A 24,774-nucleotide genomic window follows, 5' to 3' on the forward strand; every position below is an offset into this window, starting at 1 on the left:
TAAGGAAATAAAAATTTACACATTTAAAATATGTGAATTACATCACAGTAATTTACTTTTCCATGATGCTGTGCAAATCTTAATCCAATGTTGTATTGACAAACAAATAGGGTTTAAGCCCAAAAAATTGTACATCATGCTGATTCAATGGACTTTTTTGATATCAGATTATTTTTATAAAAAGATTAAGAAAACAGGATGTGAACATGAATAATAATATCCCCTATCAACTTAAAGTTTTGGCAACACAAATTGATCCTTATCTTGATCAAGATTGGCAGCGCTCATTGCAAACGTTATTTTCCGACATTTCTCCACAAGATCGAGAGAACATATGCCAACACATCCTGCAACACAAGAAAATTCACTGGAATAGAAAAGACAATACCTTCTCAGCGCTCACAAAGCCTGATCTAAATGTACTAAGTGAAAAAATTCACTATCCGTATATTAAAAGATTACTCAACACGATTATCGATTCTTTAGAGAGGCTCAAGACTTACCATGACATCTACGAAATCTCAGACTATCTTGAGAATATTCTGAGTCAAATCAACGCTATCGACGCTGAGGATGATTTTGATCTGCAAGCACAGAAAAAACAGATTCTAAAAGAATTTATCTACGTCGCCGCACAAATAATCTTAGCAAAACCGCAGATCGCACTTCCAAACAACCATCGGCATATTCATACCGATATGATTAAAACCTTTATTACTGAGGTTTTTCTCAAACAACAACTTTTAAAATATTCCTTTAATATTCTTCGCTCAACCCAGTTGAGAGAAGAAAAGAACCATATCCTAAAATATTTTCTATATAAACAGCAAAAAACTAAACAACTCGATATCGTCAAAACCTCAAAATATATCTTCGCACTTGCACCCAGCACTGAAGGCATTGTCAGTACTTTTTCAATTCGACGTTTTTTACAAGAAGAACAATATGAAAACTGTGAAAATATTTATGTTAACGCTGCCATTCTACATTTAGATCAAATCGATGATGTTTCTCACTACGAACAGTTTCAATGGCAGATCAATCGTATCGTGACCATTGATAAACAAGTCAATCACTATGTTTCAGATGTTGTACGCAATATTGAACTATATACCAATAAAGAGCTGCTTCCCTTTCTCATGGAACCTCTCAATCCGAGAGGCATATTTATTGAAAAACTGGTAGAACAACGGTTGATCGATTTCGAGCAGAAATTATGCCGCAATATCCTTGAACCCATTGCAGATGCGCTAAAACATGCTGTTCATCACGTAGACGAATGTAACTATTTATATGTCAGTATTAAACAAACGCTGGATGATATCATTCGGCATTTTATTGCGTTCCAATCACAACCTTCGATTATCTGCAATAAACACGTCCATCTTTTCGTGGCACGACTCAAATCCTATGCCACGCTGCTACAAAAAAGACATGCGGATGTCTTCACCGTCTTTTCTTATGATGAATGGAAAAAACATCATACGGAAACGCTTGAACCGACCAATATGCTGAAAGACATTAGTTCGCATTCATTACAACTATATAAAGATGCTTTTTCAGAACTGAAAGAAAATCAGCGTCAGCTCAAACAAAGCGTTAGCTTCTTAAATAAGCTATTTAACAAACCACAGAAGATAAAGGACAATATTCTCAAACTCAAAGAAAAAACTGCTCAAATAAAGAAAAATGCCCATCAGGAAATCATTCGCATGCAACGACGCTTTCCGTCTTTAATTGTTTATCTAGAGTTTGAATCACTGATCTCAGTGAATCACAAAGAGCGGCATTATGCTTTTCCGACAGGCGATAATGGCATTACCCGCTTGCCGATTCTGATCCAAATTCCAGAGGACAAAGCCTCTTTTGATTTGCAAAGTATTTGTAATAGTTTGAACTTTGATATAAGTCTAGCCAATCAGAAGTGGCTTGAAACGATTTGATCTGCTCACGTGTTAGTGGAAACAGGCTTCTGTATAGCTGATATACAGAAGCCTGTTCTCAACGACTTAACCCGCTTTACTGGCAACAAATGGATTAAATTGTTTTTCATAGCCAATGGTACTGATCGGGCCATGACCTGAAATAAATTGTGTTTCATCTGGTAGGGTAAAACATTCACGCTGAATTGAATCCAACAATTGCTGATGATTGCCTTTGGGAAAATCGGTACGTCCAATCGAACCTTTAAACAGAACATCACCAGTCCAAAGCAGACCATGTTGCGCGTTGTAGAACATTACATGACCTGGGGTATGACCCGGTGCAAAACGCACCTCAAATTCATCGTCACCCAGTTTTAGTACCTCTCCACCCTCTAACCATTGATCGACTTTGACAGGTTGTGGAATCGGGAAACCATAACGTGCCGAAACTTCCTGAATCATATCTAACCAAAACTGGTCTTCTTTATGCGGACCAATCACAGGGATTTTCCATGTTTCAGCCAATTCGCCTACAGCACCCGCATGATCGAGATGCCCATGGGTTAACCACAAGGCTTTGACTTTTAAACCTAAAGCTTCTACTTCTTTTTTCAGCACCGCAGCATCACCACCTGCATCAATCAAAACAGCTTCTTTGCTCTCACTATCCCAAAGGATAGAACAATTTTGAGCAAATGCAGTAACAGGGACGATTTTGACTTGCAGCATAATAACCTCTGGCAAAGTAAAGCATCGACTTAACGATGGGCTAAGGTATGGGTGAGTGCGTCAAGATTAGCCTGAACCAGACTGGCAAGCAAATCTATATGTACCTGATCAGTATTGAGTGCAGCAATATAAGCATATTCTCCACCTCCAGCATGCTGGAAAATTTCTTTGTTTTGTATCGCAAGCTCTTCCAGCGTTTCTAAACAGTCCGCTGAAAAGGCAGGACTCAAGACCTGAACTGATTTCACACCAGCTTCTCCCCATTGCTCAAGTAAAGCATCGGTATAGGGTTTAACCCACTCCTGCTTGCCAAACCGCGACTGGAAGCTAATCGCCCACTCATCCTCATTTAAATGCAAGGCTTCAGCCACTAAACGTGCCGTGACTCGGCAGCGATCCGCATATGGATCACCTTTGTCGGCATAAGGCTGCGGAATGCCATGAAAAGACATGAGTAATTTCTCAGGCTTACCATGTTGAAGCTGATAGTTCGTCACACTGTCTGCCAATGCTTGAATAAACAGTGGGTGCTGGTAATAATCTTTAATAAGGGTGATGCCCGGTAAATGACGTTGCTTAGGAATCCATTTAGCAAAAGCATCAAACAACGGTGCGGTTGATGTGGCTGAGTATTGCGGAAATAAAGGCAATAGAATCACATGCTCTTGCGGGTCTTGTTTAAGTTGCGCTAAGACAGCTTCAATACTCGGCTGACCATAGGTCATGGCAGGAACAACGTTTAGATCAAAATGATGATTTTCTTCTTGTAATCGGTGTTTGATCAATTGCGCTTGCTCAAGCACAATTTCTCGCATCGGAGAGTCTTTTGACCAAACCGATGCATAAGCTTCAGCCACTCGCTTAGGACGAAAAGTCAGCACAAATAACCTTAGAATAATCCACCAAAGTGCTTTAGGAATCTCTATCACACGTGTATCAGATAAAAACTGCTTTAAGAAACGACGTACTGCTGGCGCAGTAGGTTCATCTGGCGTACCTAAATTTGCCAGAACCACAGTCACTTTTGGTTTTGGTGTCACTGACATAGATCGCATCCGCTTTTCATTGAGTTCATCCAATTACTTTAGCAGTTTTCGCGCCTTTTTATAAATTGGATTAATGCATCGTTTTAAACTGAAAAATCCGATTACTATCTAAAACATTACTTTCTAGAAGTTTCTGGCCTTTTGCCGTTAATTGCCAAAGCATTCGTTGGCGATCATCCCGTCCTGTCGGAATAATCCATTCATTTTGGCGCATTTGCAATTTGATCTCGTGCAACGCTCGAATATTCAGTTGAGCACGTGACACAGCATGTGCTCTTGGCATTTCTTTCCGCGCATCATCCAAACCTGTCTCATTTAAATATTCGTTCATGCGCTTCGAAAAATATTCTTCTGGCGTAGGGATCACAAATGCAGTCCCCAGTACATTTAACAACTGCGCCCATGTCATTTTTCGATGAGGTTTGACTTCTTTGAAGTTGCCATCTTGATAAGCATGCATACGATATTCAAAGGCATATAGTTCATACATCGAGACTTTCGGTACGCTGGTCAGTGGATCTGCCTCTCGACTACCAAGCTCTGTTTCAAGTTGTTTGACTTTAGCGCGCAAAGTATCAATTTCGTCGCGTAACACTTGGGTATTTTGAGGACGTACCCAACCGACCACAGGATAGCGTTCTAACATTTGCGGCATGCCTGAACGCACCGCCAGCTCTAAATCTCTTAAAGTCCGATAGCAAAAGACTTGATCGACTTCATGTTGCAGCTGCTTTCTAAACTCTTTGAACTTTTCTTTTAACTCCGATTTATGGTCATGCAATTTTTCCTCCCTTGATTCAGGGTCTTCATGCATAAACACAACAATCGGTTTTTGTTTGGTCATCGCATAAATATATTCCAGATGCATATACCCAACACCTGAAACTGACTGCTCACCATACTGACTTCCCAATAAGATCACCACATAATCACAATCATCAATTTGACGACGAGCAATAGAAGTACTCAGTGGCGTACGCTGTTCTAACCCCCAAGAGAAAAAACCCATACCAACCAAAGTCTGGGCTAAAACCGCTCGTTCTGGCTGCATTTCATGACCAGATGACGAAATAAAGACTTGATAACGAGTATCTTGCATAGGCTAAGCCCCAATTCACTTATCAATAATATCAAGTTCTAATCTTGATTTTTGTTAAAAGATGACCCTAATAAAATATAAAATATGGATCGATTGAGCACATTCATGCAACCACATCGTCCAAATTTTGAATCGTCCATGTTAATTGTTCTGATATAAGGCGCTGCAGTACTGGTTCTAATACGGCAGCATTATTACCACTGACAAAACATTCAATACGCGAAATATTATGACGTGTTTTGTCACATAATAACCCATTTTTAATTAAAATATATGAGGTTTGTCTCGCAACTGCTTGTCCAGAATCAATTAATTCTAACTTTTCATCAAAAATCTGACGAATCGCATTTTTTAAAAAAGGATAATGGGTACAACCCAATACTAAAAAATCGGCCTCTTGCTCGACCACAGGTTGTAAAATCTGTTGCAGCACAGCTAAGCAAGCGTCACTCATTTGCAGACCAGCTTCCACAAAAGGAACAAGCTCTAAACTGGTTACCATTAAGACTTTCACGCCAGCAGGTTCTGCAAATTTAGACATTACGTCTTTAATCAATTGACCACGAAGCGTTGCTGGTGTTGCAAGCACGGCCACCACTTTCGATTGCGACTGTATCACGGCGGGCTTCAAGGCAGGAACCAAACCTACTATCGGGAAACGCTCACCATAATGATCACGCAAATAATCTAAACTAAAGGCTGAAGCTGTATTACAGGCAACCACTGCGATTTTACAGCCCTGTCGATAAAGCCATTCGATCGCCTGCGCCGTTAGTTGGCGAATTTCCTGATCCGAACGTGCGCCATACGGGACATGTTTAGTATCAGCATAATAGAGAATCTGTTCATTCGGTAAATGTCGAGCAATCTCTTGCGCAACAGACAATCCGCCGACCCCTGAATCAAAAATCCCAATCGGCGCATCTGAGGACGCATTTGGCATAGGGTCTAATAAAAGCGGCATAGGTTGAACGGCTGTCATACAAATACTTGGCACTTGTTTATTCGCTCTTTTAAGCTTAAACCTCAGGTGCTTAAATGCAAGACCAAATCACCACTTTTTAATGTCAAAACAGCCTCACCTTGCGCATTTTCAGACAAGTTACCGTAGTTAATCAGATGATAAAAACTCTGCCGCTGAATCAAGGCATTCATCCCAAAGCGTACATGAACATAAGGACGCAATTCGCCAGCATATTCACGCATAAAAATAGGATGTTGTTGATCCACAATCACCACATCTTGATTGGTGGTCGTGAGTTGTAAATAGGTCTTGCCTTCGATTTCAACCTGATCCGCTTGATTAATCAATAACGGCTCATCTTCGACTTCAATTTCAATCTGTTCAACTGGTGTCTTGAGATAGAATTTGCCTTCTTCTTTCCACAATACTTTGCTAAACAGATCAAGCAATGTTTGTCGTTTGATCAATTGACCTTCGTGCCACCATTCACCGTTGGCTTTTATCTTCAAATCCATTTTGCCACAATGTTTTGGATGCCATTGGTCTAAAGGTGGAATTGACCTTTTGTGACTTTGCTGTACATCTTTTAAGTATTGTGCAATGTTCATTAAGTTTTTATCATCAGGAAACACGATTTTTCCTGTATTCTGTGAAGAATCATTTTCATTTATCATAGTTTATGCCTTGCTGACGAGAAAATATGACCGCTCAGCCAATTGGCGAGATCAAGGTTTAAAACTATACTATCCCAAACGTTTGCAAGCACAATAGATTCTTTTTGTGTTTGGCAATTCAGAACACTCATGGCAGCACCGAATCACAATATTACGGTTGCCACCCCTAAAAATATGAGGAGTCCTACATGGAACACATCGAACGTGAAGCGATGGAGTTTGACGTAGTGATCGTAGGTGCAGGGCCTGCGGGTTTATCTGCTGCGATTAAAATTCGTCAATTAGCGATTGAAAACAACCTACCTGACCTTTCTGTTTGTGTTGTTGAAAAAGGCTCTGAAGTAGGTGCGCATATCCTTTCTGGTGCTGTACTTGAACCACGTGCCATGAATGAATTGTTCCCAAATTGGAAAGAAGAAGGTGCGCCTCTGAATGTCCCTGTGACGGACGACGAAACGTATTTCTTATTATCTGATACTAAATCACAAAAAATGCCGTATTGGATGGTTCCTAAATCAATGCATAACGAAGGGAACTATGTTATTTCTCTCGGTAATGTCGTGCGTTGGTTAGGTCAAAAAGCGGAAGAACTAGAAGTATCAATCTTTCCTGGTTTTGCAGCAAGTGAAATCCTTTACCACGAAGATGGTACCGTAAAAGGGATTCAAACAGGTGATATGGGGATTGGCAAAGATGGTCAACCTACCCATAACTTTGCACCGGGTTATGAATTGCATGCGAAATACACTTTATTCGCAGAAGGCTGCCGTGGTCATCTTGGTAAACGCCTGATTGCAGGTTTTGCATTGGATCGTGATGTTGATCCACAGCATTATGGTATCGGGATTAAAGAGCTTTGGGAAATTGATCCTGCAAAACACAAACCAGGTCTTGTAATGCATGGCGCTGGCTGGCCATTGTCTGAAACTGGTTCTGCTGGTGGTTGGTGGTTGTATCACGCTGAAAACAACCAAGTAACTTTGGGTATGATTGTCGATCTTTCTTATGAAAATCCACACATGTATCCATTTATGGAAATGCAGCGTTGGAAGACCCATCCAGTTATAAAACAGTTCTTAGAAGGCGGCAAACGTATTTCTTACGGCGCACGTGCTGTTGTCAAAGGCGGCTTTAACTCTTTACCTAAATTGACATTCCCAGGCGGTTGCTTGATCGGTGATGATGCTGGTTTCTTGAACTTCTCAAAAATCAAAGGCTCACACACTGCCATGAAGTCAGGCATGTTATGTGGTGAGGCGGTATTTGAAGCGATTGCTGCGGGTGTTGCTAAAGGTGGTGATCTTGCGATTGCACGTGTTACTGAAGGCGACGATCACTTTGCCAAAGAACTCACCGCTTATACTGAAAAATATGACAATTCTTGGTTGAAAGAAGAGTTGTATAAAGCACGTAACTTCGGTCCTGCGATGCATAAGTTTGGTACATGGATTGGTGGTGCATTTAACTTTGTGGATCAAAATGTCTTTAAAGTACCATTTACCTTGCATGACTTAAAACAAGATTATGCAACACTGAAAACAGTGGATGCTTCAACGTTCAAGCCGAACTATCCAAAACCAGATGGCAAACTTACTTTTGACCGTTTATCATCTGTATTTGTATCGAATACAGTGCATGAAGAAAACCAACCTGCTCACTTAAAGTTGACCAATCCTGAAACACCAATTCAGGTTAATTTGCCGAAGTGGGATGAGCCTGCACAGCGTTACTGCCCTGCTGGTGTGTATGAAGTCATGGAAAATGATGATGGTTCTAAGCGTTTCCAAATTAACGCTGCGAACTGTGTTCACTGTAAGACATGTGATATCAAAGATCCATCACAGAACATTACTTGGGTAACACCTGAAGGTGGCGGTGGTCCAAACTATCCGAATATGTAATTTTTAATTTGCGCTGAAATTAAGTTTTTAGCGCAAATTAAGCCAAGAAAGCCTCATAAAATATGAGGCTTTTTATTGTCTAGTCGTTTTTCACTTCATCAACTTTTTTAAATTCTTTAGTAAGTAGGCTTAATATTTTCATTTGCTTTCCAAAACGACGACATGAACGGCACATCATTACATGGAGCTGCAAAGCACTTTGCTCTTTAAATACCAATTGCCTATCCTGCTGTTCAGAAAGTAATTGCGTCGCTTGTCGACAAGTCAACATGAGCAATCCTCCTTGAGTAACCATTTATTTTCCAAACACTCACGTAACCTTGCTCGGCTACGGTACATCAAAACATTAAGATGAGAAGTACTGAGTCCCAGCTTTGCGCATATTTCATCAGAACTCAGTTCAATCATCTCTCTTAACATAAATACTTGCGCATACTTCGCAGGCAAATGATTTAAACAGGCATCAAGAACAACCCAAAAATCATGCTGCTCCATCATTTCCTCAGGACTTTGCCATGCTTGAGGTCTTTCGGATTTATGCCAGTGCCCAGCAGCGTCAAATAATGCATCGACACTTAGCTCACTTTCATCATCATTGAATAACTCACTCATTGTAACGAGGCGAGTCTTTTGCCGAATTAAATCAACAATCTTATTTTTTAAAATCGCAAATACCCAAGTTTTAAAAGCAGCACGGCCAGAAAAAGATGCAACATGCTGCAAGGCGCTCAACAAAGCTTCTTGAACCACATCCTCAGCTTGATGAAATGATGCAAGTTGTAAAACTGCAAATTTCATCATTTGCTGTCTAAGATCAGTTAAATATTCTGTATTTTTTAATTGCTGATTCAGATCAACATTTTCAACTGAGGCTAGAGACATTTCAATCCTCGGTTATCGAGTTTTTGGGCATATCAATCAACTCCAACTGGGTTAATAAATTAGATAAAGTATTAACTTGTAAAAGAATTTCATGTGATGACAAATCAGGTAGCGTTGCACTTATAAGCTCGCAAAGCTCAAACTCAGATAAAGGCTGTTGATGTAGTTTTTCAATTAAAAAAGCAAATAATGGTGAAAGCGCTTCGACACAAACCTGATCATTTTGATTTCTCCATACCATGATTGCACTTGGATCTTGCTCAAGATCAGTTTGGTTGATTGCCCATCGATAAACTGGATATTGATATACCAAAACCCAAACTTGAGTTTTAAATTGCCATACAGGTGCTTGAACACATTGCTTCTCTGAGATTTCTAAAGTGTCTAAATAAAGCTCTAGCCATTCATATTGTAGTAATTCAGCGAGCCAAGGATAATCCTGTAAAACTGGATGCTGCTGTTCGCTTAAATACTCTCTAAATTGTAGTGAAATCTCATTATAGAAGGGCGATTGATTTATAGATTTTTGAAAAAATTCGTCTAAAAGACATTGCCACGTTTCTTTTGGCAATATTGATCGCGCAACCGGATAAACTAAGTCAATAAAAGAACTTACATTATTAAATAATAATTCTCTATAAACACGCATACGCTCAGTTTCAAAGGATTGAGGTATTGGTTGTTTGGGATCGCGTATCCAATCACAAAATGCGTGTTGACTATCTTGAAAAGACTGGAGTTTATTATTCATTTTGTATCCTCATAATCCTGTTCAGCATGATGTTCCAGACAATGACGACGCAAATAAAAATTGTTTTTGTATACTTTGAATCGTTACAAGCTCATCTTGTAATTCTTGCCATGTCGGAATATTAAAATCACGTTCTAATAATGTCGGCTTCACACCGTGTTGTTGATAAGTAAACTCCAACAATTCCCAAACTGGATCACCAATCTCTGCCCCATGTGTATCAATTAATAAGTCATCACTCACTTGCTCATGACCAGCAATATGCAAATATCGGATGCGATCTCGGGGCATCTTTTTGATAAACTCATAAGGATTGCTATGATGATTAATACTGTTAACGTAGACATTGTTTACATCTAAAAGTAATTCACAGTCCGACTGCTTAATGACTTCAGCAACAAACTCTGCCTCACTCATTTCAGCATGCGGCATGAGATAAGTTGAGACATTTTCAAGCACCAACTTTTGCCCAAGGATATCTTGTACACGAAGAATGCGTTCTGATACATAGCGCACTGCGTCTTCAGTCATCGGGATCGGTAATAAATCATATAAATAGCCACCATCATTGGTATAGCTTAAGTGCTCTGAATAAGTACTTACCTGATAGCGTTTTAAAAATGTTTTTATCTGTTGAATAAATTCGATATTGAGTGGATGTGGGCCACCAATCGATAAAGACAGACCATGACAAATCAGAGGTGCTTTTTCAGCACATTGTTGGAGTAGCTTTGCATGTCGACCGCCAAAACCCATCCAATTTTCAGGTGCGACTTCTATAAAATCTGGATATTGATCAGCCTGTAAAAAGGTATCAATAAAATCACGCCTTAAACCTAAACCCACACCCGTTAAAGCCGTCATGAAATATTCCTTATTGAATGATGCAAATCAAGATTAAATCGATTTGCATCACTCGTTAGCTTGTTGATTCTCGAGCAAACTATTTGGCAGCACCGCATTTGCCATCAGATGCTTTTTTATCAGCACCGCATTTTGCATCTGTTGCTTTATGTGTTGCTCCACACTTTGCTTCAGCAGTTTTTTTATCAGCGCCGCATTTGGCTTCCGTGGTTTTATGTTGTTTTTTTGCCTTATCAGCGCCACATTTTGCTTCACCACATTTTGCATCTGCAGTTTTAGTCACATGTGTTTCAGTGGTAGTTGACGCTGCTGAAACATTCGCTGTCGCACCAACCATCGAAAGTGCAACCAATGCAGCGACTGAAGTCATTGAGTTTAATTTATTCATTTTGGAGTTCCTTTTTTGAGTCAATTTTTAAGTTTGTACTACGGTACATATCATTAGACGAGAGACCAATCCATTTATTACAGTTAAAACTAAAAAAATTATTGTAATAAATTAACTCTTCAACCGACTAATAATCATTGAATGCTACCCAGTGTGAAATTCTCATGAAGTACTTAATCAACTCAGTATTACAACGCTATCAAAAATACCTACAACACTTTAGACATTTTGATGGGATCGTTGCACTCGCGCTAAGAATCTATCTCGTTCCTATTTTCTGGATGGCTGGGCAAAATAAGCTCATGCATTTTAATGATACGGTTGAATGGTTTGGCAATTCCGATTGGGGCTTAGGCTTGCCCTTGCCTACCCTGATGGCTGTACTTGCAACTTCAGCAGAACTTGGTGGCGCGATATTATTAGCACTTGGACTATTTACTCGTTTAATAAGTATTCCACTGATCATTACCATGATCGTTGCAATCATCACTGTACATCTTCCCAATGGTTGGCAAGCGATTGCTGATCCCAATGCTCCTTTTGCAAATATGCAAGTGATAGAGTCCGCAGAAAAATTAGAGAAAGCGAGAGAGATTTTACATAATTACGGAAATTATGATTGGCTTACGTCTAGTGGTTCATTCGTGATTTTAAATAATGGAATCGAATTTGCTGCAACTTATTTAATTATGTTGTTGGCTTTGATTGTTCTTGGCGGAGGTCGGTATTTTAGTTCCGATTATTGGCTATCTCGATATATTAATAAATTTAGAAAGTAAGAGAATGATATAAAACAGTCGCATGGCTTAGTTCGATCTAGCCATGCTGAGCATCAGAACCCGTTTGAAAAAACTCGGTTTTAAAACCTACTTTAAAATAGTCTAAGGCAAAAGCTTATTTAACCTTTCTGCACCAAATAACGATATTCAGTGTTGCTATGCTCATCCAGACTTTCTTCTTTGAGCAATAACTCATGTCCCAAATGCATACAAAACTTGGGAATATCCCATGACGTGGAAGGATCGGTTGCAAACACTTCAACAACATCACCTGACTTTGCTCTACGGATCGCTTGATGTAACATCATCACAGGCTCAGGGCAACGTAACCCTCTCGTATTAAGTTGAACAGTAGCAAGTTTTGATTGTTCAGACATCATAAAACTCAAATATTCGAATTTTTGTATTTTAACATAAAGCAACGATTTAGAAATCAATCACTCCATTCTGAAAAACTGTACGTTTTTTGCATCGTTTTATTGATGCATATCTGCTTTTTCTTCGGTATGATGAAAATCATCTAATTGATATAGAGAGTCTTTAGGAAAGATCATGATCGAGGAATCCAGTCCGTCGTGGGGTATGCGCGGCCTAAGAAAATGGTTAGGTACCGCACCTGAAACCCGCGATGAATTACTCAAGTTAGTCCAAGACTCACGTCGCTTTTTAGAGCCAGATACTGTTGCTATGCTTGAGGGTGTTCTTGATCTGCCAGCAACAAAGATTCGAGAAGTCATGACCCCGCGTACAGCGATGATTAGCTTACAAGAAGATGACCAGCTACTCGATATCTTGGATGTTCTCATTGATTCAGCACATTCACGTTTCCCTGTATTTTCAGCAGATCAAACCGATAATGTCGTTGGTGTTCTACTCGCAAAAGACCTTTTACCGTTTTTAACTGATCGCAATGTTAAAGTCGATATTCGTGCCTTAATGCGTCAGCCAGTCTTTGTCCCTGAAAGTGCGCGTACTGACCAAGTGTTGCGAATGTTAAAAAATACGCAAACACACATTGCAATTGTGATTGATGAATATGGTTCAACGTCTGGTTTAGTGACACTCGAAGACATTCTTGAAGAAATTGTGGGTGAAATCGAAGACGAACATGATATTGCAGATGAAGAAGCTTTATATATCGTGCCAGACAATGACCCAACCACAGCGAATACATGGATCGTTCAGGCGCTTACACCAATTGAACATTTCAACACAATTTTAAATGCTGATTTTTCTGATGATGAAGTTGAAACTATGGGCGGCCTGCTGCTACAAGAAATCGGTTTAGTCAGTGATTTACAAGGTCAAACCATTGAGCTTGACGACTGGCAATTTACCATTATTGAAGCAGATGCACGCACTATTCATCTGATTCGAGCTGTCCGTTCATGAGAACATATTTTGAAAAGCTGTTAAATCCTTCCCAACCGCAAAAACAGCTCCCCTTTATCGTTCCACTGTTGATTGCACTCATATCGGGTGCAATCTTTAGTTTGGCTCTTGCACCTTATTATTTTTGGTGGTTGGCGATTTTGTCCCCCGCATTGCTATATGCGGTGTTACGCCAACGTAGTCCTAAACAAGCTTTCGTTTTAGGCTGGGCCTATGGATTTGGTTTATGGTTTGTTGGGGCATTTTGGCTCTACACTTCAATTCACGTCTATGGCGATACCAGTGCGATTCTCAGTGTGCTGATGATCGTCGTTATGGCGCTGTTGATGGGATTATTTACTGCTTTTCAAACATGGTTGTATCGTCGTTTTTTCCCAGAAACACCACTGACTTTTGCACCACTGTGGGTATTGTTTGAATGGGCAAAAACATGGATATTTACTGGTTTTCCATGGTTATTTGCAGGCTATGCCTTTACTGAACGACTACTAGATGGCTATGCACCATTATTTGGTGTTTATGCCGTTTCATTCGTGGTGATTGTACTTGCTTGTGCCTTGGTCGAGATTTTAAGTCGACGTTGGTTTTGGGCGATTCCATCGGTATTGTTAGTCTTAGGTGCATGGGCTGTCGGATATATTCAATTCGTACAACCTAAAGCAGCTAAACCGCTCAGTGTTTCGTTGCTTCAAGGCAATATTCCACAAGATCTTAAATGGTTAACTGAATACCAGATCAAGACCCTCGAAATTTATGCAACGCTAACGCGTAAAGAATGGGGCCGCGACCTAATTGTTTGGCCTGAGTCTTCAATTCCGTTATTTCAGACAGATATTCCTGAATTCTTAGCGGCAATGGATAGCCAAGCCCAAGCATCAGGGAGTGCATGGGTGACAGGTATTCCATATTGGGATATACCTAAATCACAACAAGTTGGCGAACCTCAATACTACAATAGCATTATGGCGTCTGGCAGCGACTCTTCTGGTTTATACAAGAAACAACGCTTGGTTCCATTTGGTGAATATATTCCTTTATCAGGGCTGCTGAAATGGGTACTACCCGCCATGCAAAATGATGTCAGTATGGCTGGTTTTTCTCGGGGTGAAGCGAATCAAAAACCCTTAACGGTGAAAGGACATGCTTTAGCTGCGGCGATTTGCTACGAAGTTGCCTATCCAAACCTTACGCGTCGTAATGCATTGAATAGTGACTTTTTAATTACCGTTTCTAATGATGCTTGGTTTACCGGTACAGCAGGACCTTGGCAACATTTGCAAATGGTACAAATGCGCGCCAAAGAAAATGGTCGTTGGTTTATCCGTGCCACCAATACAGGTGTTACTGCGTTTATTGACCATCATGGTCATATTGTTAAGCAAGCGCCAGTCGATCAAGAGTTTGTGCTACGTGGCGATTTACCCGCCATGCAAGGGCAAACGCTATATAGCCGTTTAAGTGATTACCCGATCCTGATCTTTTCAGTTCTTTTACTGATAATGGGTTGGTTCTATCGTCCTCGCAAGGTGGATGTTTCGTTCAAGTCACGGCGATAAGATAAAAAGAGCGTTTTAAAATAAAACGCTCTTTTTTTGAATCAATAAAAAATCAAAATACCAGTGATAATTGCACACTTAAATACGCCACTAAACTGGATAAAAATAACATCGGAATATAGCGATAGGCTTTAAACAAAAGCTGCTCATAATTAGAAATGAATGCTTTATTATCCCAAACACTGGTTTTCAAAGCACTTAAAAAGCAAAGTACAAACCAAGCACTCAACATACTTAGTGCAAAAAAGCCAATCATGATTTGGCTACTGCCTTCCGTTGTTTGCCACAGATTTAATGCAGCTTGACTAATCGGCAACAAGCTTAAAATGAGCAACACAGATTTAAGCATGGCCCAATGAAACTGATTCAGTTCATCCAACACAAAAAAAGCTTTCATCTGCGACCTCCCCATATATCATATTTATGATTTAGATTTATTATGCAAAGCTTTGAACTAAAGGAAAAGACTATTTTTATGCATAATTTCTTTTTCTTGTAACGATTAAATATGGGAATAGTTCTTATTATAACTATCAAATAATCAGTATTTTATTATATTTTTACATTTCAAATATTTAGATTATATTTTGGAATCAAGAAACATTATCACTTCACTCTTGATTTATTTAGTGATTGAATGAAGTGATATCTTGAGTTAAAAATTATGGCTGATAATAAATATCCGCATCATTGCCTTCACCACCTTCTTTACCATCCGCACCAAACGAATATAAATCAAATGAACGACCTTCACGGCCAGGCATCACATATTGCAAATCATTTTCCCAACTGTCTTTCGGATAACCACCTTTAACATAACCACCCGGTAACCAGTTTTTTGCAGATGCTGGTTGATTAACCAAAGCGTCCAAACCACCATCCTGCATTGATGGGTAACGACCATTATCTAGTTTATATTGATCTAATGCGCCAGCCACACCTTTTAAAGTAATACTAGTGGTATCGACTTTGGCTTTTTCACCACGCCCCATCACATTGGGTACGATCAGTGCCGCTAAAACACCTAAAATTACAATCACCACCATTACTTCAATGAGGGTGAAGCCTGAGGCACGATTCATTCGAGCAGCGCTCGAACGTGCCGCAAGACGAGGAGCTATGCTTCGAGTAGCAGGATTAAGATTCTGCTCAGCGTTAAACGATGCCACAAGACGAGGGGCTATGCTGCGAGTATCAGGATTCAAACTATTTTCAACATTGTGTTTATTCATTAAATTATTCATTTTCATCTCAAACATCAAATTTCCTAGATCATATTATTCATATTAATAATTGGCAACATAACCGCAATGACAATCACCAAGACAATCGCCGCCATAAAAACCAGCATCAAAGGTTCAAGCAACGCCAACATCGTTGATATAAATGTGGTGACCTCGCGATCCTGCATCGTAGATGCACGGTCTAACATGCGATCCAATTCACCTGATGCTTCACCACTTCGGATCATTTGTACCATCATTGGTGGAAAATAACCGCATCGCTCTAACTGCGTTGCCAAATTACCACCTTCTGTTACACGTTCCATTGCGACTTGAATCGCATCACGTACCACCCAGTTATTGCTCACTTCTGCACCAATGCGAAGTGCTTCTACTAAAGGTACGCCTGATCGAGTCAGAATGGACAGGGTGCTGGCAAATCGTGCCGCATTTATACCACGTGAAAGTTTACCGAATAATGGCAATCTGAGCGTTAATCGGTCAAATGCATAGTGCCCTGCGGTGGTTCGTAAAAAGCGTGTGAATAATACAATGACAATAAAAGCCAACAGCAATATCCCAATCCATGTTTGCTTGATGAATGCACTGGCTTTCATCAACAACACCGTAATCCATGGCAACGCTTCTTTACTCTGCTCAAAAGTCTTTACAATTTCAGGAACCACATAGGTCATCAGCCCCATGACGATCGCAAATGACATCAACATCAGGATAATCGGATAGATCATCGCACCCTGAATTTTCTTTTGCATCGCAAAACGATTTTCGGTGTAATCAGAAAGCTGATCTAAAATCAGATCTAAATGCCCTGAGCGTTCACCTGCTGCCACCGTTGCAATATAGAGTTCAGGAAATCGTCCTGATTGTTGCATCGCTTGTGCAAGCGAATGACCTTCCATGACTTTTGAGCGCACGGAAGACAGTAAGTTTTGCACATGCGATTTTTCGCTTTGTTTACTGACCGCACGTAATGCTTCTTCAAGTGGAATACCTGCAGCAACCAGTACCGAAAGCTGACGGGTCATCAATGCTAAATCATAAGCACTAAAGCCTTTTTTAAACCATGCTTGCTGTTGTTGTTTATCTTTTTGTTCAACGGTTTCAACCGCAATCGGTGTCCATGCTTTATCTCGTAACTGTTGACGAATTTGACGTGCGGAATCTCCCTCAAGCACACCTTTGTGTTGCTTTCCAGAAGCATCAATAGCAGTAAATTGATAAGCTGGCATGGTTCTGTTCTAATTGTCCAAAATGTTGTTGTTAAGCTGCGTCCTTGTAAGGGATGAGAAGCCAAAGTGTCGCAAGTCATCTGAGGCAGATTGACCTTATGCACAGCACTGTAGCACAGGGCTGATTGATATTTCATCCATGTCTTGCTTTATCAGCTAAAATGATCCAAACAAGGTATGAAATCGTACCATTTAACACATGAATAAAGCCTATATGCCTACCGAAAATTCTAACGCTATTCTTTACCGTATTCGAGTCGCCATACCTGTATTTGTGTATGACATGTTTGACTACACAGTCAGTGCTGAGCAATATGCACAAGCACAGGTGGGTGCACGCGTTGCAATTTCTTTTGGTCGACAAAACCTTGTTGGCATTATTACTGAAAAAGTTGATCCTAACGAGCCATTTACGGGACAATTCAAGCTTAAAGCCATCACTGAACTACTCGATCAGCAGGTCATTATAGATCAGCAAGTTTTAACTTTGGTGACATGGTCAGCGCAATATTATCAATTCCCCATTGGCGAAGTCATGCAAAGTGCTTTGCCCACATTATTAAGACAAGGACGTGCTTTAGATATTCTATTTCATCAGTGGCGTATTGTACCGCACGACAACCCTGATGCTTTATTAAAACGCTCTCAAAAACAATATGATGCTTACCAAGTATTAAAACTACATCCGCAGGGCACGACTGAAAATATTTTAAATTTGAGTGGCGTAGAAACAGCAACACTGAAAGCATTAGAAAAAAAGGGGCTGATTGAGTGTCGTCTTGAACCGCATGATTTCACCCCGACGCCTGTGCAATTGGCACAAGTGCCACTCACCCCGAATGAAGATCAGAAAAAAGCCATTCAACAGATCCTCAAAGCACAACAGCATTATCAAGCCTTTTTACTCGATGGCTTAACTGGTAGCGGTAAAACCGAAGTGTATTTGCAGGTGATGTATGAGGTATTAAAACAAGGCAAACAAGTATTGGTACTGGTGCCTGAGATTGGTTTGACTCCGCAAACGGTTGCTCGCTTTAAATCACGCTTTCATTGTGATGTGGCATTGATGCACTCTGGTTTAAATGATTCAAAGCGTTTACAAGCATGGCAACATGCGCAAGCAGGCAAAGCCTCAATCATTATTGGTACTCGCTCCGCGATCTACACGCCACTTCCTCATCTCGGCTTAATCATCTTAGATGAAGAGCATGATCTCTCATACAAACAACAAGAAGGCTTTCGCTATCATGCCCGCGATGTCGCGTTATATCGGGGACATTTGCAAGGCTGCCCCGTGATTCTAGGTTCTGCAACACCAAGTATTGATAGTTATCATCTGGTGGAATCTGGAAAACTGCATTTGCTCGAACTCAATCAACGTGCTGGCGTCGCTGTACTCCCCAAAATGCATGTAATTGATTTAAAAATTGCCAAGAAAAAACATGGCATCAGCCAAAATTTAATCGAGCAGATCAAACTCACCTTAGAGCGCAAAGAACAAGTGCTGATCTTTCTCAATCGTCGAGGTTATGCACCGATTCTGATGTGTGAAAGTTGTGGTTGGCAAGCCAATTGCCCACATTGTGATGCCCACTTTACCCTGCACTCTCAACCTTATCACTATTTGCATTGTCATCATTGCGGTACGATTCATCGACTACCTGATGATTGCCCTGCATGCCAAAAGAAAACGCTCAAAACCATTGGTGCGGGCACGGCAAAACTTGAAGAACACTTACAAGAGCTTTTCCCTCATCACGAGGTCATTCGAGTTGATCGTGACAGTACCAGTCGTGTCGGAAGCTGGCAAAAAATTTATGATCGTATTCAGCAGAACAAACCTAATATTTTGTTGGGTACACAAATGTTGGCCAAAGGACATCATTTCCCTCATGTGACGCTGGTGGCGATTTTAGACATTGATGCAGGTTTGCTCAGTGTTGATCTACGTGCGCCTGAACGTACTGCACAATTGATCGTTCAAGTTGCAGGCCGTGCAGGTCGTGGAGAACATAAAGGTAGTGTTTATTTACAAAGCCTGCGCCCAGATCATCCAATGCTCACCACTTTGATTAAGCATGACTATCGGACTGTCGCGAAGCAAATGCTAGCAGAACGCAAGATCGCCATGCTGCCCCCTTATCGTTATACGGTGTTGGTTCGTGTGGAATCTAAAGATCGAGCATATAGCCAACAATTCTTAGCTGAAATCGCGCAACAATTCAGAACGATGGCTGCTGATCTAGTCGATATCTGGGGACCGATCCCTGCCCCGATGGAAAGAAAAGCAGGACGTTTCCGTGCCCACATGGTGATTTTGTCTGCTGATCGGGCAAAATTGCATTTTTATCTGCGCCAATGGTGGCAACAAGTGGTACATTTACCTCGTCTACATCAACTCAGACTGTCGATTGACGTAGATCCACAAGAGTTTAGTTAACCCTACTTAATATGTCAGACATAAAATCTCACATGAAATATGAGACTCGAAGATGTCATTCACAACCTGCATGGTTCATTTAATATATTGTTTCCGCGATATATTGGATCGCTGAAAGAAGTAAACAGGTTTTGTGGATGACAAATGGTTTTGCCTACTTTTCCCGAAATGAGAAACAACGTTTCGTAAGGTAGGTCGAACCGAAGGTTTGTCCTAAAATTGGATGAGATCTCTGCAAGACTCAGTCATGATCATCCATGAATTAAAAAATTAGAAACAAGTTAAATCCGATGTAGGTTGCTTAATGTCTTTATTACTCCCGATCATTTTTTTACTGGCTGCGACTTTAATTTTTGTTCCAATTGCAAAACGCTATGCCGCAAGCACTGTTTTGGGTTATCTCATTGCAGGGCTTTTGCTTGGCTCAAGTGTGTTCGCACTGATCACCGATACACAACTGATTCGCAAATTGACCGATTTAGGCATGATCATGCTGATGTTCTTTATTGGTTTCGCTTTTCGTCCTCGACACCTCTGGGTACAACGCCGCAGCATTTTAAAAAATAGTGGTTTTCCACTCAGCGTTATCAGCATCATTTTGGTGAGTGTCTGCTTTCTGTTGTTACAAAATCTTCTCAGCAGTATTATTCTCGGTATTGCCTTGGCTTTTTCTTCAGTCACTTTAATTCAGCAATTACTGCATCAAAAACAACAACTCAATAGTACATTTGGGCAGTCAGCCTCGAATACCCTACAATTTCAAGTTTTCATTGCGATTATTTTAATTGCACTTTTCCCCTTATTAGAAGATACCGCAACCACTCAACACGGCATTGCTTATTTTGCTGCGATCATTGCCACTGTTTCGGGTTTGTTCTTGGCCAGTCGTTATTTGGTTCGTCCTGCATTTCGCTTCTTGGCCCGGCATCATAGTCTTGAGCTCATTCCAATACTGAGTTTATTGGTGGTTGTCGCAGTTATTTTAATCATGGATATTCTCAACATCCATGTGTTAATTGGCGCATTTCTCGCAGGATTATTACTCGCAGAAACCGAATTTAAAGCAGAAGTTGAACGCATTATTCATCCTTTTAAAGATGCGGCAATCGGATTGTTTTTCCTTGCAATCGGCTTGGGGCTTTCACTTAGTCCCCTATTGCAATCACCGTTATTGATCCTCGCATCTATTCTTGTTTTAGTGATCATTAAAGCAGGCGTAGTTGCTGCTATCAGCTATTATCAACATCGTCATGCCAAGTTAAGTACCCTGCTTGCAGTGACGTTGGCCCAAAGTGGAGAGCTGTCATTTATCCTGCTAAAAATTGCTGAAAGTGAAAATGTATTAGCCTCTAATATACTCGAATCGACCATGTTGATTGTTTTTGGTTCAATGCTACTCACGCCATTATTGTATTGGTTATTCAACGCTAAAATATTGCCGATGATGCTGAAAAAAACAGCTATTCCAACGCAGGATGTGCCCCAACATCCAATTTTGATTGTCGGTTTTGGTCGTTTCGGGCAAGTGGTCGCCCGAGCTTTACATGCGCAAGGCAAGCAATTCAGTATCATTGACAGTAACCAGCCAGATGCTGATTTTGTGCAAAAATACGGGCATCGTTTCATTGATGCCGATGTAAGCCAAGTTGAAAACTTACGTGCGGCTGGCATTGAGCATTGTAAATTACTAATCCTTGCCATTGATGATGTGGAAGACAGTATGAATCTAGCGCGTTATCTGCGTTTGAATTATCCAGACTTGAATATCATGGTTCGTGCCCGAGATCGTCACCACACCCATCTACTAAATGGTTTAAGTATTCAACATATTTGGCGTGAAACCTATGCATCATCATTGAATATGGCACAACAAGCGTTAATTGAAACAGGTCTTTCCAACGAAGAAGCGCAATCACAGATTGAACAATTTAAACAACAAGATCAGCAACTGCTTGAGCAACAGCATTGGTCACATGCTGAATATGATTTGATTGGTGCTTATCCAAATACAATTGCGGAACTCGAATACTTGTTTGAAAATACAAAAATCATCGCTCAAGATCGTGTGCCAGATGAACAAATTAAACAAAGTGATGCAAATTCACCGCATGAAACATCTTGAGTTTTAGCAAACAGACACCATTATTGACTGCATAACCATTCACCTTTTTATAAAAGCCCTAAGCGCTTTTCAAGGCAAAGCATTGCTTTGTTTCCCCAATACGGGGTGCTGGAGAAAAATATGTCTGATTTACGCCAACGCTTTTTTATTGAAGATAGTCCTATCCGCGGTGAAATAGTTCATTTAGAAGAAGCACTGCAAACCATTTTGGCGAAACGTGAGTATATGCCTGCGGTACAAAGCTTATTGGGTGAAATGTTAAGTGCAACAGTCTTACTTGCAAGCACCATGAAAATCCAAGGGCGTATTAGCTTACAAATTCAAGCAAATGGCACATTTAAATGGGCAATGGCGGAATGTAACCATTTAGGTGAAGTGCGTGCTTTGGCTGATTATGAAGAAGATCCACGCTTCGCCGAAGGTACAGATAGTCGTACGGTTCTTGCATCATTGACCAATCCAATTTTGTTCATCAATATTGAACCTGAACATGGCGAACGCTATCAAGGTATTGTTCCACTCGATAAACCGACTTTGGCAGGTTGTTTAATACAATACTATGATTTATCCGCACAAATCCCAACCCATATTGTCCTAGCGACCAATAGTCAACGTTCAGGTGGTTTATTGATTCAACTGCTTCCTCGTAATGAAGAGGAACAAGAATTCGTTGATGAAGATTTATGGCCACGTTTAACCCTGCTGACTGAGACCTTAAAGCCAGAAGAACTCACTGATCTTTCAGCCAATGAAATTCTTTATCGTTTGTATAATGAGGAAGAAGTGCGTTTGCCCGAGGCTGAACAATTAAAATTTGGTTGCACCTGTTCTAGAGAGCGTTGTGCCAATGCTTTGATTCAAATTGGTGTAGCGGCAGTACATGAATCCCTTGAAATCCAAAACCCAATTCAAATGGATTGCCAATGCTGTAACACACGTTACGAGTTTACCGCTGAAGAAGCTTTAGGTTTGTTTGGTGAGCATTTGAGTTAATCAAAAACAACTCCTATGTTATCTACATGGGAGTTGATTCATTCATCAATACGATTTTGTTTTTATAATCGCCTGATTCCAAATATTTTCAAACTCTTCCTCTGAAATCACTTCAACAACAAATTGTGGATCAGCCTCTATTTCTTCTTTGGTTGGCCAATTACATTCTGAACTAAAGGTAAGTTATTCCAGCCCATCAATACTTGCATACCCTAATTGACCATTTCTGAAAACTTCAATTTTACGAATTTCTTCCATTGTTGCATTTAGTTCGCCATATATTAAATACGGTTCATCAACAAAATTATGAATCCATTGTACTTTCCAATACTACATAGATTATCCCTAAGTACATTAAGCTATCTATTTTTATACTAGTTTTTCTATTTTTTGAAACAATATCAACACATATCCTCTCTGTTCTTTCTTGCTTAATCGTCAAATAATGGAATAAAAGTAAAACATTATGACAATAGACTATGGCAAAGAATTATTACGAAGAACTAGGTGTTGCACGCGATGCCTCAGCAGATGAAATCAAAAAAGCCTATCGCAAACTGGCGCGGAAATATCATCCTGACGTCAGCAAAGAGGCGGATGCTGAAGCCAAAATGCAAACGATCAATGTCGCTTATGACACCTTAAGTAATGCCGAAAAAAAAGCTGAATATGATCAACTGTTAGATCACCCACAAGGCTTTGCAGGTTTTGGTCAAAATAACAATCAAGGCAGTGGATTTGATAGTTCACAATTTTATCGTCAAAGTTCGGGAGACAATACTGACTTTAGTGGGTTTGAAGATTTATTTGGTCGCTTCGGTTCTGGATTTGGTGGTGGACAACAACGTTCGCAACGCCAACAACGTAGCTATCGCGGTGAAGATCAACATGCCAGCATTCAAGTCGATTTATCTGTCGCCTATCAAGGCTCAACTCAACAAATTAGTTTGCAAATACCAACCTATAATGCCTATGGTGAACCTGAAATACAGCGTAAGACCTTAGAGGTTAAAATTCCAAAAGGAATGAAAGAAGGTCAACAGATCCGCTTAAATGGTCAAGGACAAAGCGGGATCAACGGCGGTGAAAACGGTGATCTTTATATTGAAATTCAATACAATGATACTGATCGCATCCGTGTAGAAGGTGCAGATGTATACCAAACCATTGATGTCAGTCCTTGGGAAGCTGGTTTAGGACAAAGTATTGGGGTGAATACACCCGCAGGACAACTTAATGTCAATTTACCTAAAAATGCAAAAAATGGGCAACAATTACGTTTAAAAGATAAAGGCATTCCAAACAAAATCGCAGGACATCTTTATCTGATCATTAACATCGTTTTACCACCAGCACATAGTGAACAAGAGCAACAAGCCTATCAGCAATTTGCTGATGCTTTCTCCTCTTTCCAACCTCGTGCAAGATAAGGAGTAAGATCATGACAACGATTCAATACAAAGAAATCCAATATGATGGTCACTGCCAAATTGAAATCATTGATGAACAAATGGCACTAGACCTTGAACGCTTTGCTGAAACTTGTGGTCAAAGTACAGAATGGGTACTCAAACTGATTGATTATGATATTTTGCAAGTTCAAGTTGATCCGCAAAGCTATCAATTTATTGGTGAAGATGTGGCTCGCGCACGTCGTGCTTATCGTTTACAACGCGACTTTGACGCGAGTTTATCGGCAGTTGCGGTTATGCTGGATTTGATTGATGAAGTACAGCAACTGCGTAAACAGTTAAAACATTTTCATTAAAAAAAGTCCGCATTTAGCGGACTTTTTT

General features: G+C 40.3%; 24 protein-coding genes and 1 pseudogene. 10 read left to right on the plus strand and 15 right to left on the minus strand.

What is annotated here, in order from left to right:
* Positions 1-206: 206 nt before the first annotated feature.
* Positions 207-1,943 (plus strand): hypothetical protein, encoded by a 1,737-nt coding sequence (locus EAH57_RS09100; protein ID WP_121929780.1) that lies wholly within the window; start codon positions 207-209, stop codon positions 1,941-1,943.
* Positions 1,944-2,009: 66 nt separating this feature from the next.
* Here the strand turns inward: EAH57_RS09100 and EAH57_RS09105 are convergent, their stop codons facing one another.
* The 5 genes from EAH57_RS09105 to EAH57_RS09125 all read right to left on the minus strand — a co-directional run bounded on the left by EAH57_RS09105 (position 2,010) and on the right by EAH57_RS09125 (position 6,437).
* Complete coding sequence (locus EAH57_RS09105; RefSeq protein ID WP_121929781.1) at positions 2,010-2,654, minus strand: MBL fold metallo-hydrolase; 645 nt, start codon at positions 2,652-2,654, stop codon at positions 2,010-2,012.
* Positions 2,655-2,683: 29 nt separating this feature from the next.
* Entirely contained in the window at positions 2,684-3,700 is a 1,017-nt protein-coding gene (hemH, locus tag EAH57_RS09110; RefSeq protein ID WP_121929782.1) for a ferrochelatase, read from the minus strand.
* 70 nt (positions 3,701-3,770) lie between these two features.
* Positions 3,771-4,799 (minus strand): DUF4062 domain-containing protein, encoded by a 1,029-nt coding sequence (locus tag EAH57_RS09115; protein ID WP_121929783.1) that lies wholly within the window; start codon positions 4,797-4,799, stop codon positions 3,771-3,773.
* A gap of 103 nt (positions 4,800-4,902) precedes the next feature.
* Entirely contained in the window at positions 4,903-5,781 is an 879-nt protein-coding gene (gene murI, locus EAH57_RS09120; protein ID WP_121929784.1) for a glutamate racemase, read from the minus strand.
* 44 nt (positions 5,782-5,825) lie between these two features.
* Positions 5,826-6,437: a DUF1285 domain-containing protein gene (locus tag EAH57_RS09125; RefSeq protein WP_121929785.1), complete on the minus strand. Its 612-nt coding sequence runs from the start codon at positions 6,435-6,437 to the stop codon at positions 5,826-5,828.
* Between the two features lie 188 nt (positions 6,438-6,625).
* Here EAH57_RS09125 and EAH57_RS09130 point away from each other — a divergent pair, with 188 nt between their 5' ends.
* Positions 6,626-8,338: an electron transfer flavoprotein-ubiquinone oxidoreductase gene (locus EAH57_RS09130; protein WP_121929786.1), complete on the plus strand. Its 1,713-nt coding sequence runs from the start codon at positions 6,626-6,628 to the stop codon at positions 8,336-8,338.
* 79 nt (positions 8,339-8,417) lie between these two features.
* Here EAH57_RS09130 and EAH57_RS09135 read toward each other — a convergent pair whose 3' ends face one another.
* The 5 genes from EAH57_RS09135 to EAH57_RS09155 all read right to left on the minus strand — a co-directional run bounded on the left by EAH57_RS09135 (position 8,418) and on the right by EAH57_RS09155 (position 11,223).
* Positions 8,418-8,609, minus strand: coding sequence for a zf-HC2 domain-containing protein (locus EAH57_RS09135; RefSeq protein WP_121929787.1), 192 nt, complete (start codon positions 8,607-8,609; stop codon positions 8,418-8,420).
* On the minus strand, positions 8,603-9,220 hold the full coding sequence (locus EAH57_RS09140; RefSeq protein WP_121929788.1) for an RNA polymerase factor sigma-70: 618 nt from the start codon (positions 9,218-9,220) through the stop codon (positions 8,603-8,605). The genes EAH57_RS09135 and EAH57_RS09140 overlap by 7 nt, the downstream gene beginning before the upstream one ends.
* A gap of 1 nt (position 9,221) precedes the next feature.
* Positions 9,222-9,971, minus strand: a complete 750-nt coding sequence (locus EAH57_RS09145; protein ID WP_121929789.1) for a DNA-binding domain-containing protein — start codon at positions 9,969-9,971, stop codon at positions 9,222-9,224.
* A gap of 21 nt (positions 9,972-9,992) precedes the next feature.
* Complete coding sequence (locus EAH57_RS09150; protein WP_121929790.1) at positions 9,993-10,835, minus strand: DUF692 domain-containing protein; 843 nt, start codon at positions 10,833-10,835, stop codon at positions 9,993-9,995.
* A gap of 79 nt (positions 10,836-10,914) precedes the next feature.
* The gene (locus EAH57_RS09155) at positions 10,915-11,223 is read right to left on the minus strand and encodes a hypothetical protein (RefSeq protein WP_121929791.1); all 309 of its coding nucleotides are present in this window, start codon (positions 11,221-11,223) and stop codon (positions 10,915-10,917) included.
* A 164-nt stretch (positions 11,224-11,387) separates the two neighbouring features.
* Between EAH57_RS09155 and EAH57_RS09160 the strand changes: the two genes are divergently transcribed.
* Positions 11,388-12,002, plus strand: a complete 615-nt coding sequence (locus EAH57_RS09160) for a DoxX family protein (protein WP_121929792.1) — start codon at positions 11,388-11,390, stop codon at positions 12,000-12,002.
* A 119-nt stretch (positions 12,003-12,121) separates the two neighbouring features.
* On the opposite strand, the gene tusA is transcribed toward EAH57_RS09160, so the two are convergent.
* On the minus strand, positions 12,122-12,379 hold the full coding sequence (gene tusA, locus EAH57_RS09165) for a sulfurtransferase TusA (protein ID WP_121929793.1): 258 nt from the start codon (positions 12,377-12,379) through the stop codon (positions 12,122-12,124).
* A 175-nt stretch (positions 12,380-12,554) separates the two neighbouring features.
* Between tusA and EAH57_RS09170 the strand changes: the two genes are divergently transcribed.
* Together EAH57_RS09170 and lnt are read left to right on the plus strand one after the other, a co-directional pair.
* Positions 12,555-13,394 (plus strand): HlyC/CorC family transporter, encoded by an 840-nt coding sequence (locus EAH57_RS09170; protein WP_004668435.1) that lies wholly within the window; start codon positions 12,555-12,557, stop codon positions 13,392-13,394.
* A complete protein-coding gene (lnt, locus tag EAH57_RS09175) occupies positions 13,391-14,950 on the plus strand; it encodes an apolipoprotein N-acyltransferase (protein WP_121929794.1) in 1,560 nt (519 codons plus the stop codon). Before EAH57_RS09170 ends, lnt begins: the two co-directional genes overlap by 4 nt.
* 52 nt (positions 14,951-15,002) lie before the next feature.
* Here the strand turns inward: lnt and EAH57_RS09180 are convergent, their stop codons facing one another.
* From EAH57_RS09180 to gspF, 3 genes are all read right to left on the minus strand, one after another.
* The gene (locus tag EAH57_RS09180) at positions 15,003-15,347 is read right to left on the minus strand and encodes a hypothetical protein (protein ID WP_004668433.1); all 345 of its coding nucleotides are present in this window, start codon (positions 15,345-15,347) and stop codon (positions 15,003-15,005) included.
* 265 nt (positions 15,348-15,612) lie between these two features.
* Positions 15,613-16,209, minus strand: a complete 597-nt coding sequence (gene gspG, locus EAH57_RS09185) for a type II secretion system major pseudopilin GspG (protein ID WP_121929795.1) — start codon at positions 16,207-16,209, stop codon at positions 15,613-15,615.
* 8 nt (positions 16,210-16,217) lie between these two features.
* Entirely contained in the window at positions 16,218-17,423 is a 1,206-nt protein-coding gene (gene gspF, locus EAH57_RS09190) for a type II secretion system inner membrane protein GspF (protein ID WP_121929796.1), read from the minus strand.
* Between the two features lie 214 nt (positions 17,424-17,637).
* On the opposite strand from gspF, the gene EAH57_RS09195 reads away from it, so the two are divergent.
* The 3 genes from EAH57_RS09195 (at position 17,638) to EAH57_RS09205 (ending at position 22,978) form a co-directional block, all read left to right on the plus strand.
* Positions 17,638-19,863: a primosomal protein N' gene (locus EAH57_RS09195; protein WP_416240489.1), complete on the plus strand. Its 2,226-nt coding sequence runs from the start codon at positions 17,638-17,640 to the stop codon at positions 19,861-19,863.
* 304 nt (positions 19,864-20,167) lie between these two features.
* Positions 20,168-21,985, plus strand: a complete 1,818-nt coding sequence (locus tag EAH57_RS09200) for a cation:proton antiporter (RefSeq protein WP_121929798.1) — start codon at positions 20,168-20,170, stop codon at positions 21,983-21,985.
* A gap of 120 nt (positions 21,986-22,105) precedes the next feature.
* Entirely contained in the window at positions 22,106-22,978 is an 873-nt protein-coding gene (locus tag EAH57_RS09205) for an Hsp33 family molecular chaperone HslO (protein WP_121929799.1), read from the plus strand.
* Between the two features lie 45 nt (positions 22,979-23,023).
* Here the strand turns inward: EAH57_RS09205 and EAH57_RS16240 are convergent.
* Positions 23,024-23,296, minus strand: a pseudogene (locus tag EAH57_RS16240) (DUF6881 domain-containing protein); the annotation flags it as partial.
* A gap of 161 nt (positions 23,297-23,457) precedes the next feature.
* On the opposite strand from EAH57_RS16240, the gene EAH57_RS09210 reads away from it, so the two are divergent.
* Positions 23,458-24,408 (plus strand): DnaJ C-terminal domain-containing protein, encoded by a 951-nt coding sequence (locus tag EAH57_RS09210; protein WP_121929800.1) that lies wholly within the window; start codon positions 23,458-23,460, stop codon positions 24,406-24,408.
* 11 nt (positions 24,409-24,419) lie between these two features.
* Positions 24,420-24,746 carry a chaperone modulator CbpM gene (locus EAH57_RS09215; protein ID WP_004668424.1) on the plus strand — a complete coding sequence of 109 codons (327 nt, stop codon included), beginning with the start codon at positions 24,420-24,422 and terminating at the stop codon, positions 24,744-24,746.
* Positions 24,747-24,774 lie beyond the last annotated feature (28 nt).

The organism is Acinetobacter sp. 2JN-4 (assembly GCF_003687745.1).
Taxonomy (GTDB): domain Bacteria; phylum Pseudomonadota; class Gammaproteobacteria; order Pseudomonadales; family Moraxellaceae; genus Acinetobacter; species Acinetobacter halotolerans.

Excerpts from the sequence above, each read along its gene's own strand:
- hemH (WP_121929782.1), bottom strand. The coding sequence starts at position 3,700 with ATGTCAGTGACACCAAAACCAAAAGTGACTGTGGTTCTGGCAAATTTA.
- tusA (WP_121929793.1), bottom strand. The coding sequence starts at position 12,379 with ATGTCTGAACAATCAAAACTTGCTACTGTTCAACTTAATACGAGAGGG.
- EAH57_RS09115 (WP_121929783.1), bottom strand. The coding sequence starts at position 4,799 with ATGCAAGATACTCGTTATCAAGTCTTTATTTCGTCATCTGGTCATGAA.
- lnt (WP_121929794.1), top strand. The coding sequence starts at position 13,391 with ATGAGAACATATTTTGAAAAGCTGTTAAATCCTTCCCAACCGCAAAAA.
- EAH57_RS09195 (WP_416240489.1), top strand. The coding sequence starts at position 17,638 with ATGCCTACCGAAAATTCTAACGCTATTCTTTACCGTATTCGAGTCGCC.
- EAH57_RS09160 (WP_121929792.1), top strand. The coding sequence starts at position 11,388 with ATGAAGTACTTAATCAACTCAGTATTACAACGCTATCAAAAATACCTA.
- EAH57_RS09105 (WP_121929781.1), bottom strand. The coding sequence starts at position 2,654 with ATGCTGCAAGTCAAAATCGTCCCTGTTACTGCATTTGCTCAAAATTGT.
- gspF (WP_121929796.1), bottom strand. The coding sequence starts at position 17,423 with ATGCCAGCTTATCAATTTACTGCTATTGATGCTTCTGGAAAGCAACAC.
- EAH57_RS09100 (WP_121929780.1), top strand. The coding sequence starts at position 207 with ATGAATAATAATATCCCCTATCAACTTAAAGTTTTGGCAACACAAATT.
- EAH57_RS09210 (WP_121929800.1), top strand. The coding sequence starts at position 23,458 with ATGGCAAAGAATTATTACGAAGAACTAGGTGTTGCACGCGATGCCTCA.
- EAH57_RS09155 (WP_121929791.1), bottom strand. The coding sequence starts at position 11,223 with ATGAATAAATTAAACTCAATGACTTCAGTCGCTGCATTGGTTGCACTT.
- EAH57_RS09170 (WP_004668435.1), top strand. The coding sequence starts at position 12,555 with ATGATCGAGGAATCCAGTCCGTCGTGGGGTATGCGCGGCCTAAGAAAA.
- EAH57_RS09200 (WP_121929798.1), top strand. The coding sequence starts at position 20,168 with ATGTCTTTATTACTCCCGATCATTTTTTTACTGGCTGCGACTTTAATT.
- EAH57_RS09130 (WP_121929786.1), top strand. The coding sequence starts at position 6,626 with ATGGAACACATCGAACGTGAAGCGATGGAGTTTGACGTAGTGATCGTA.
- EAH57_RS09180 (WP_004668433.1), bottom strand. The coding sequence starts at position 15,347 with ATGAAAGCTTTTTTTGTGTTGGATGAACTGAATCAGTTTCATTGGGCC.
- EAH57_RS09150 (WP_121929790.1), bottom strand. The coding sequence starts at position 10,835 with ATGACGGCTTTAACGGGTGTGGGTTTAGGTTTAAGGCGTGATTTTATT.
- EAH57_RS09145 (WP_121929789.1), bottom strand. The coding sequence starts at position 9,971 with ATGAATAATAAACTCCAGTCTTTTCAAGATAGTCAACACGCATTTTGT.
- EAH57_RS09140 (WP_121929788.1), bottom strand. The coding sequence starts at position 9,220 with ATGTCTCTAGCCTCAGTTGAAAATGTTGATCTGAATCAGCAATTAAAA.
- gspG (WP_121929795.1), bottom strand. The coding sequence starts at position 16,209 with ATGTTTGAGATGAAAATGAATAATTTAATGAATAAACACAATGTTGAA.
- EAH57_RS09215 (WP_004668424.1), top strand. The coding sequence starts at position 24,420 with ATGACAACGATTCAATACAAAGAAATCCAATATGATGGTCACTGCCAA.
- EAH57_RS09135 (WP_121929787.1), bottom strand. The coding sequence starts at position 8,609 with ATGTTGACTTGTCGACAAGCGACGCAATTACTTTCTGAACAGCAGGAT.
- murI (WP_121929784.1), bottom strand. The coding sequence starts at position 5,781 with ATGACAGCCGTTCAACCTATGCCGCTTTTATTAGACCCTATGCCAAAT.
- EAH57_RS09125 (WP_121929785.1), bottom strand. The coding sequence starts at position 6,437 with ATGATAAATGAAAATGATTCTTCACAGAATACAGGAAAAATCGTGTTT.
- EAH57_RS09205 (WP_121929799.1), top strand. The coding sequence starts at position 22,106 with ATGTCTGATTTACGCCAACGCTTTTTTATTGAAGATAGTCCTATCCGC.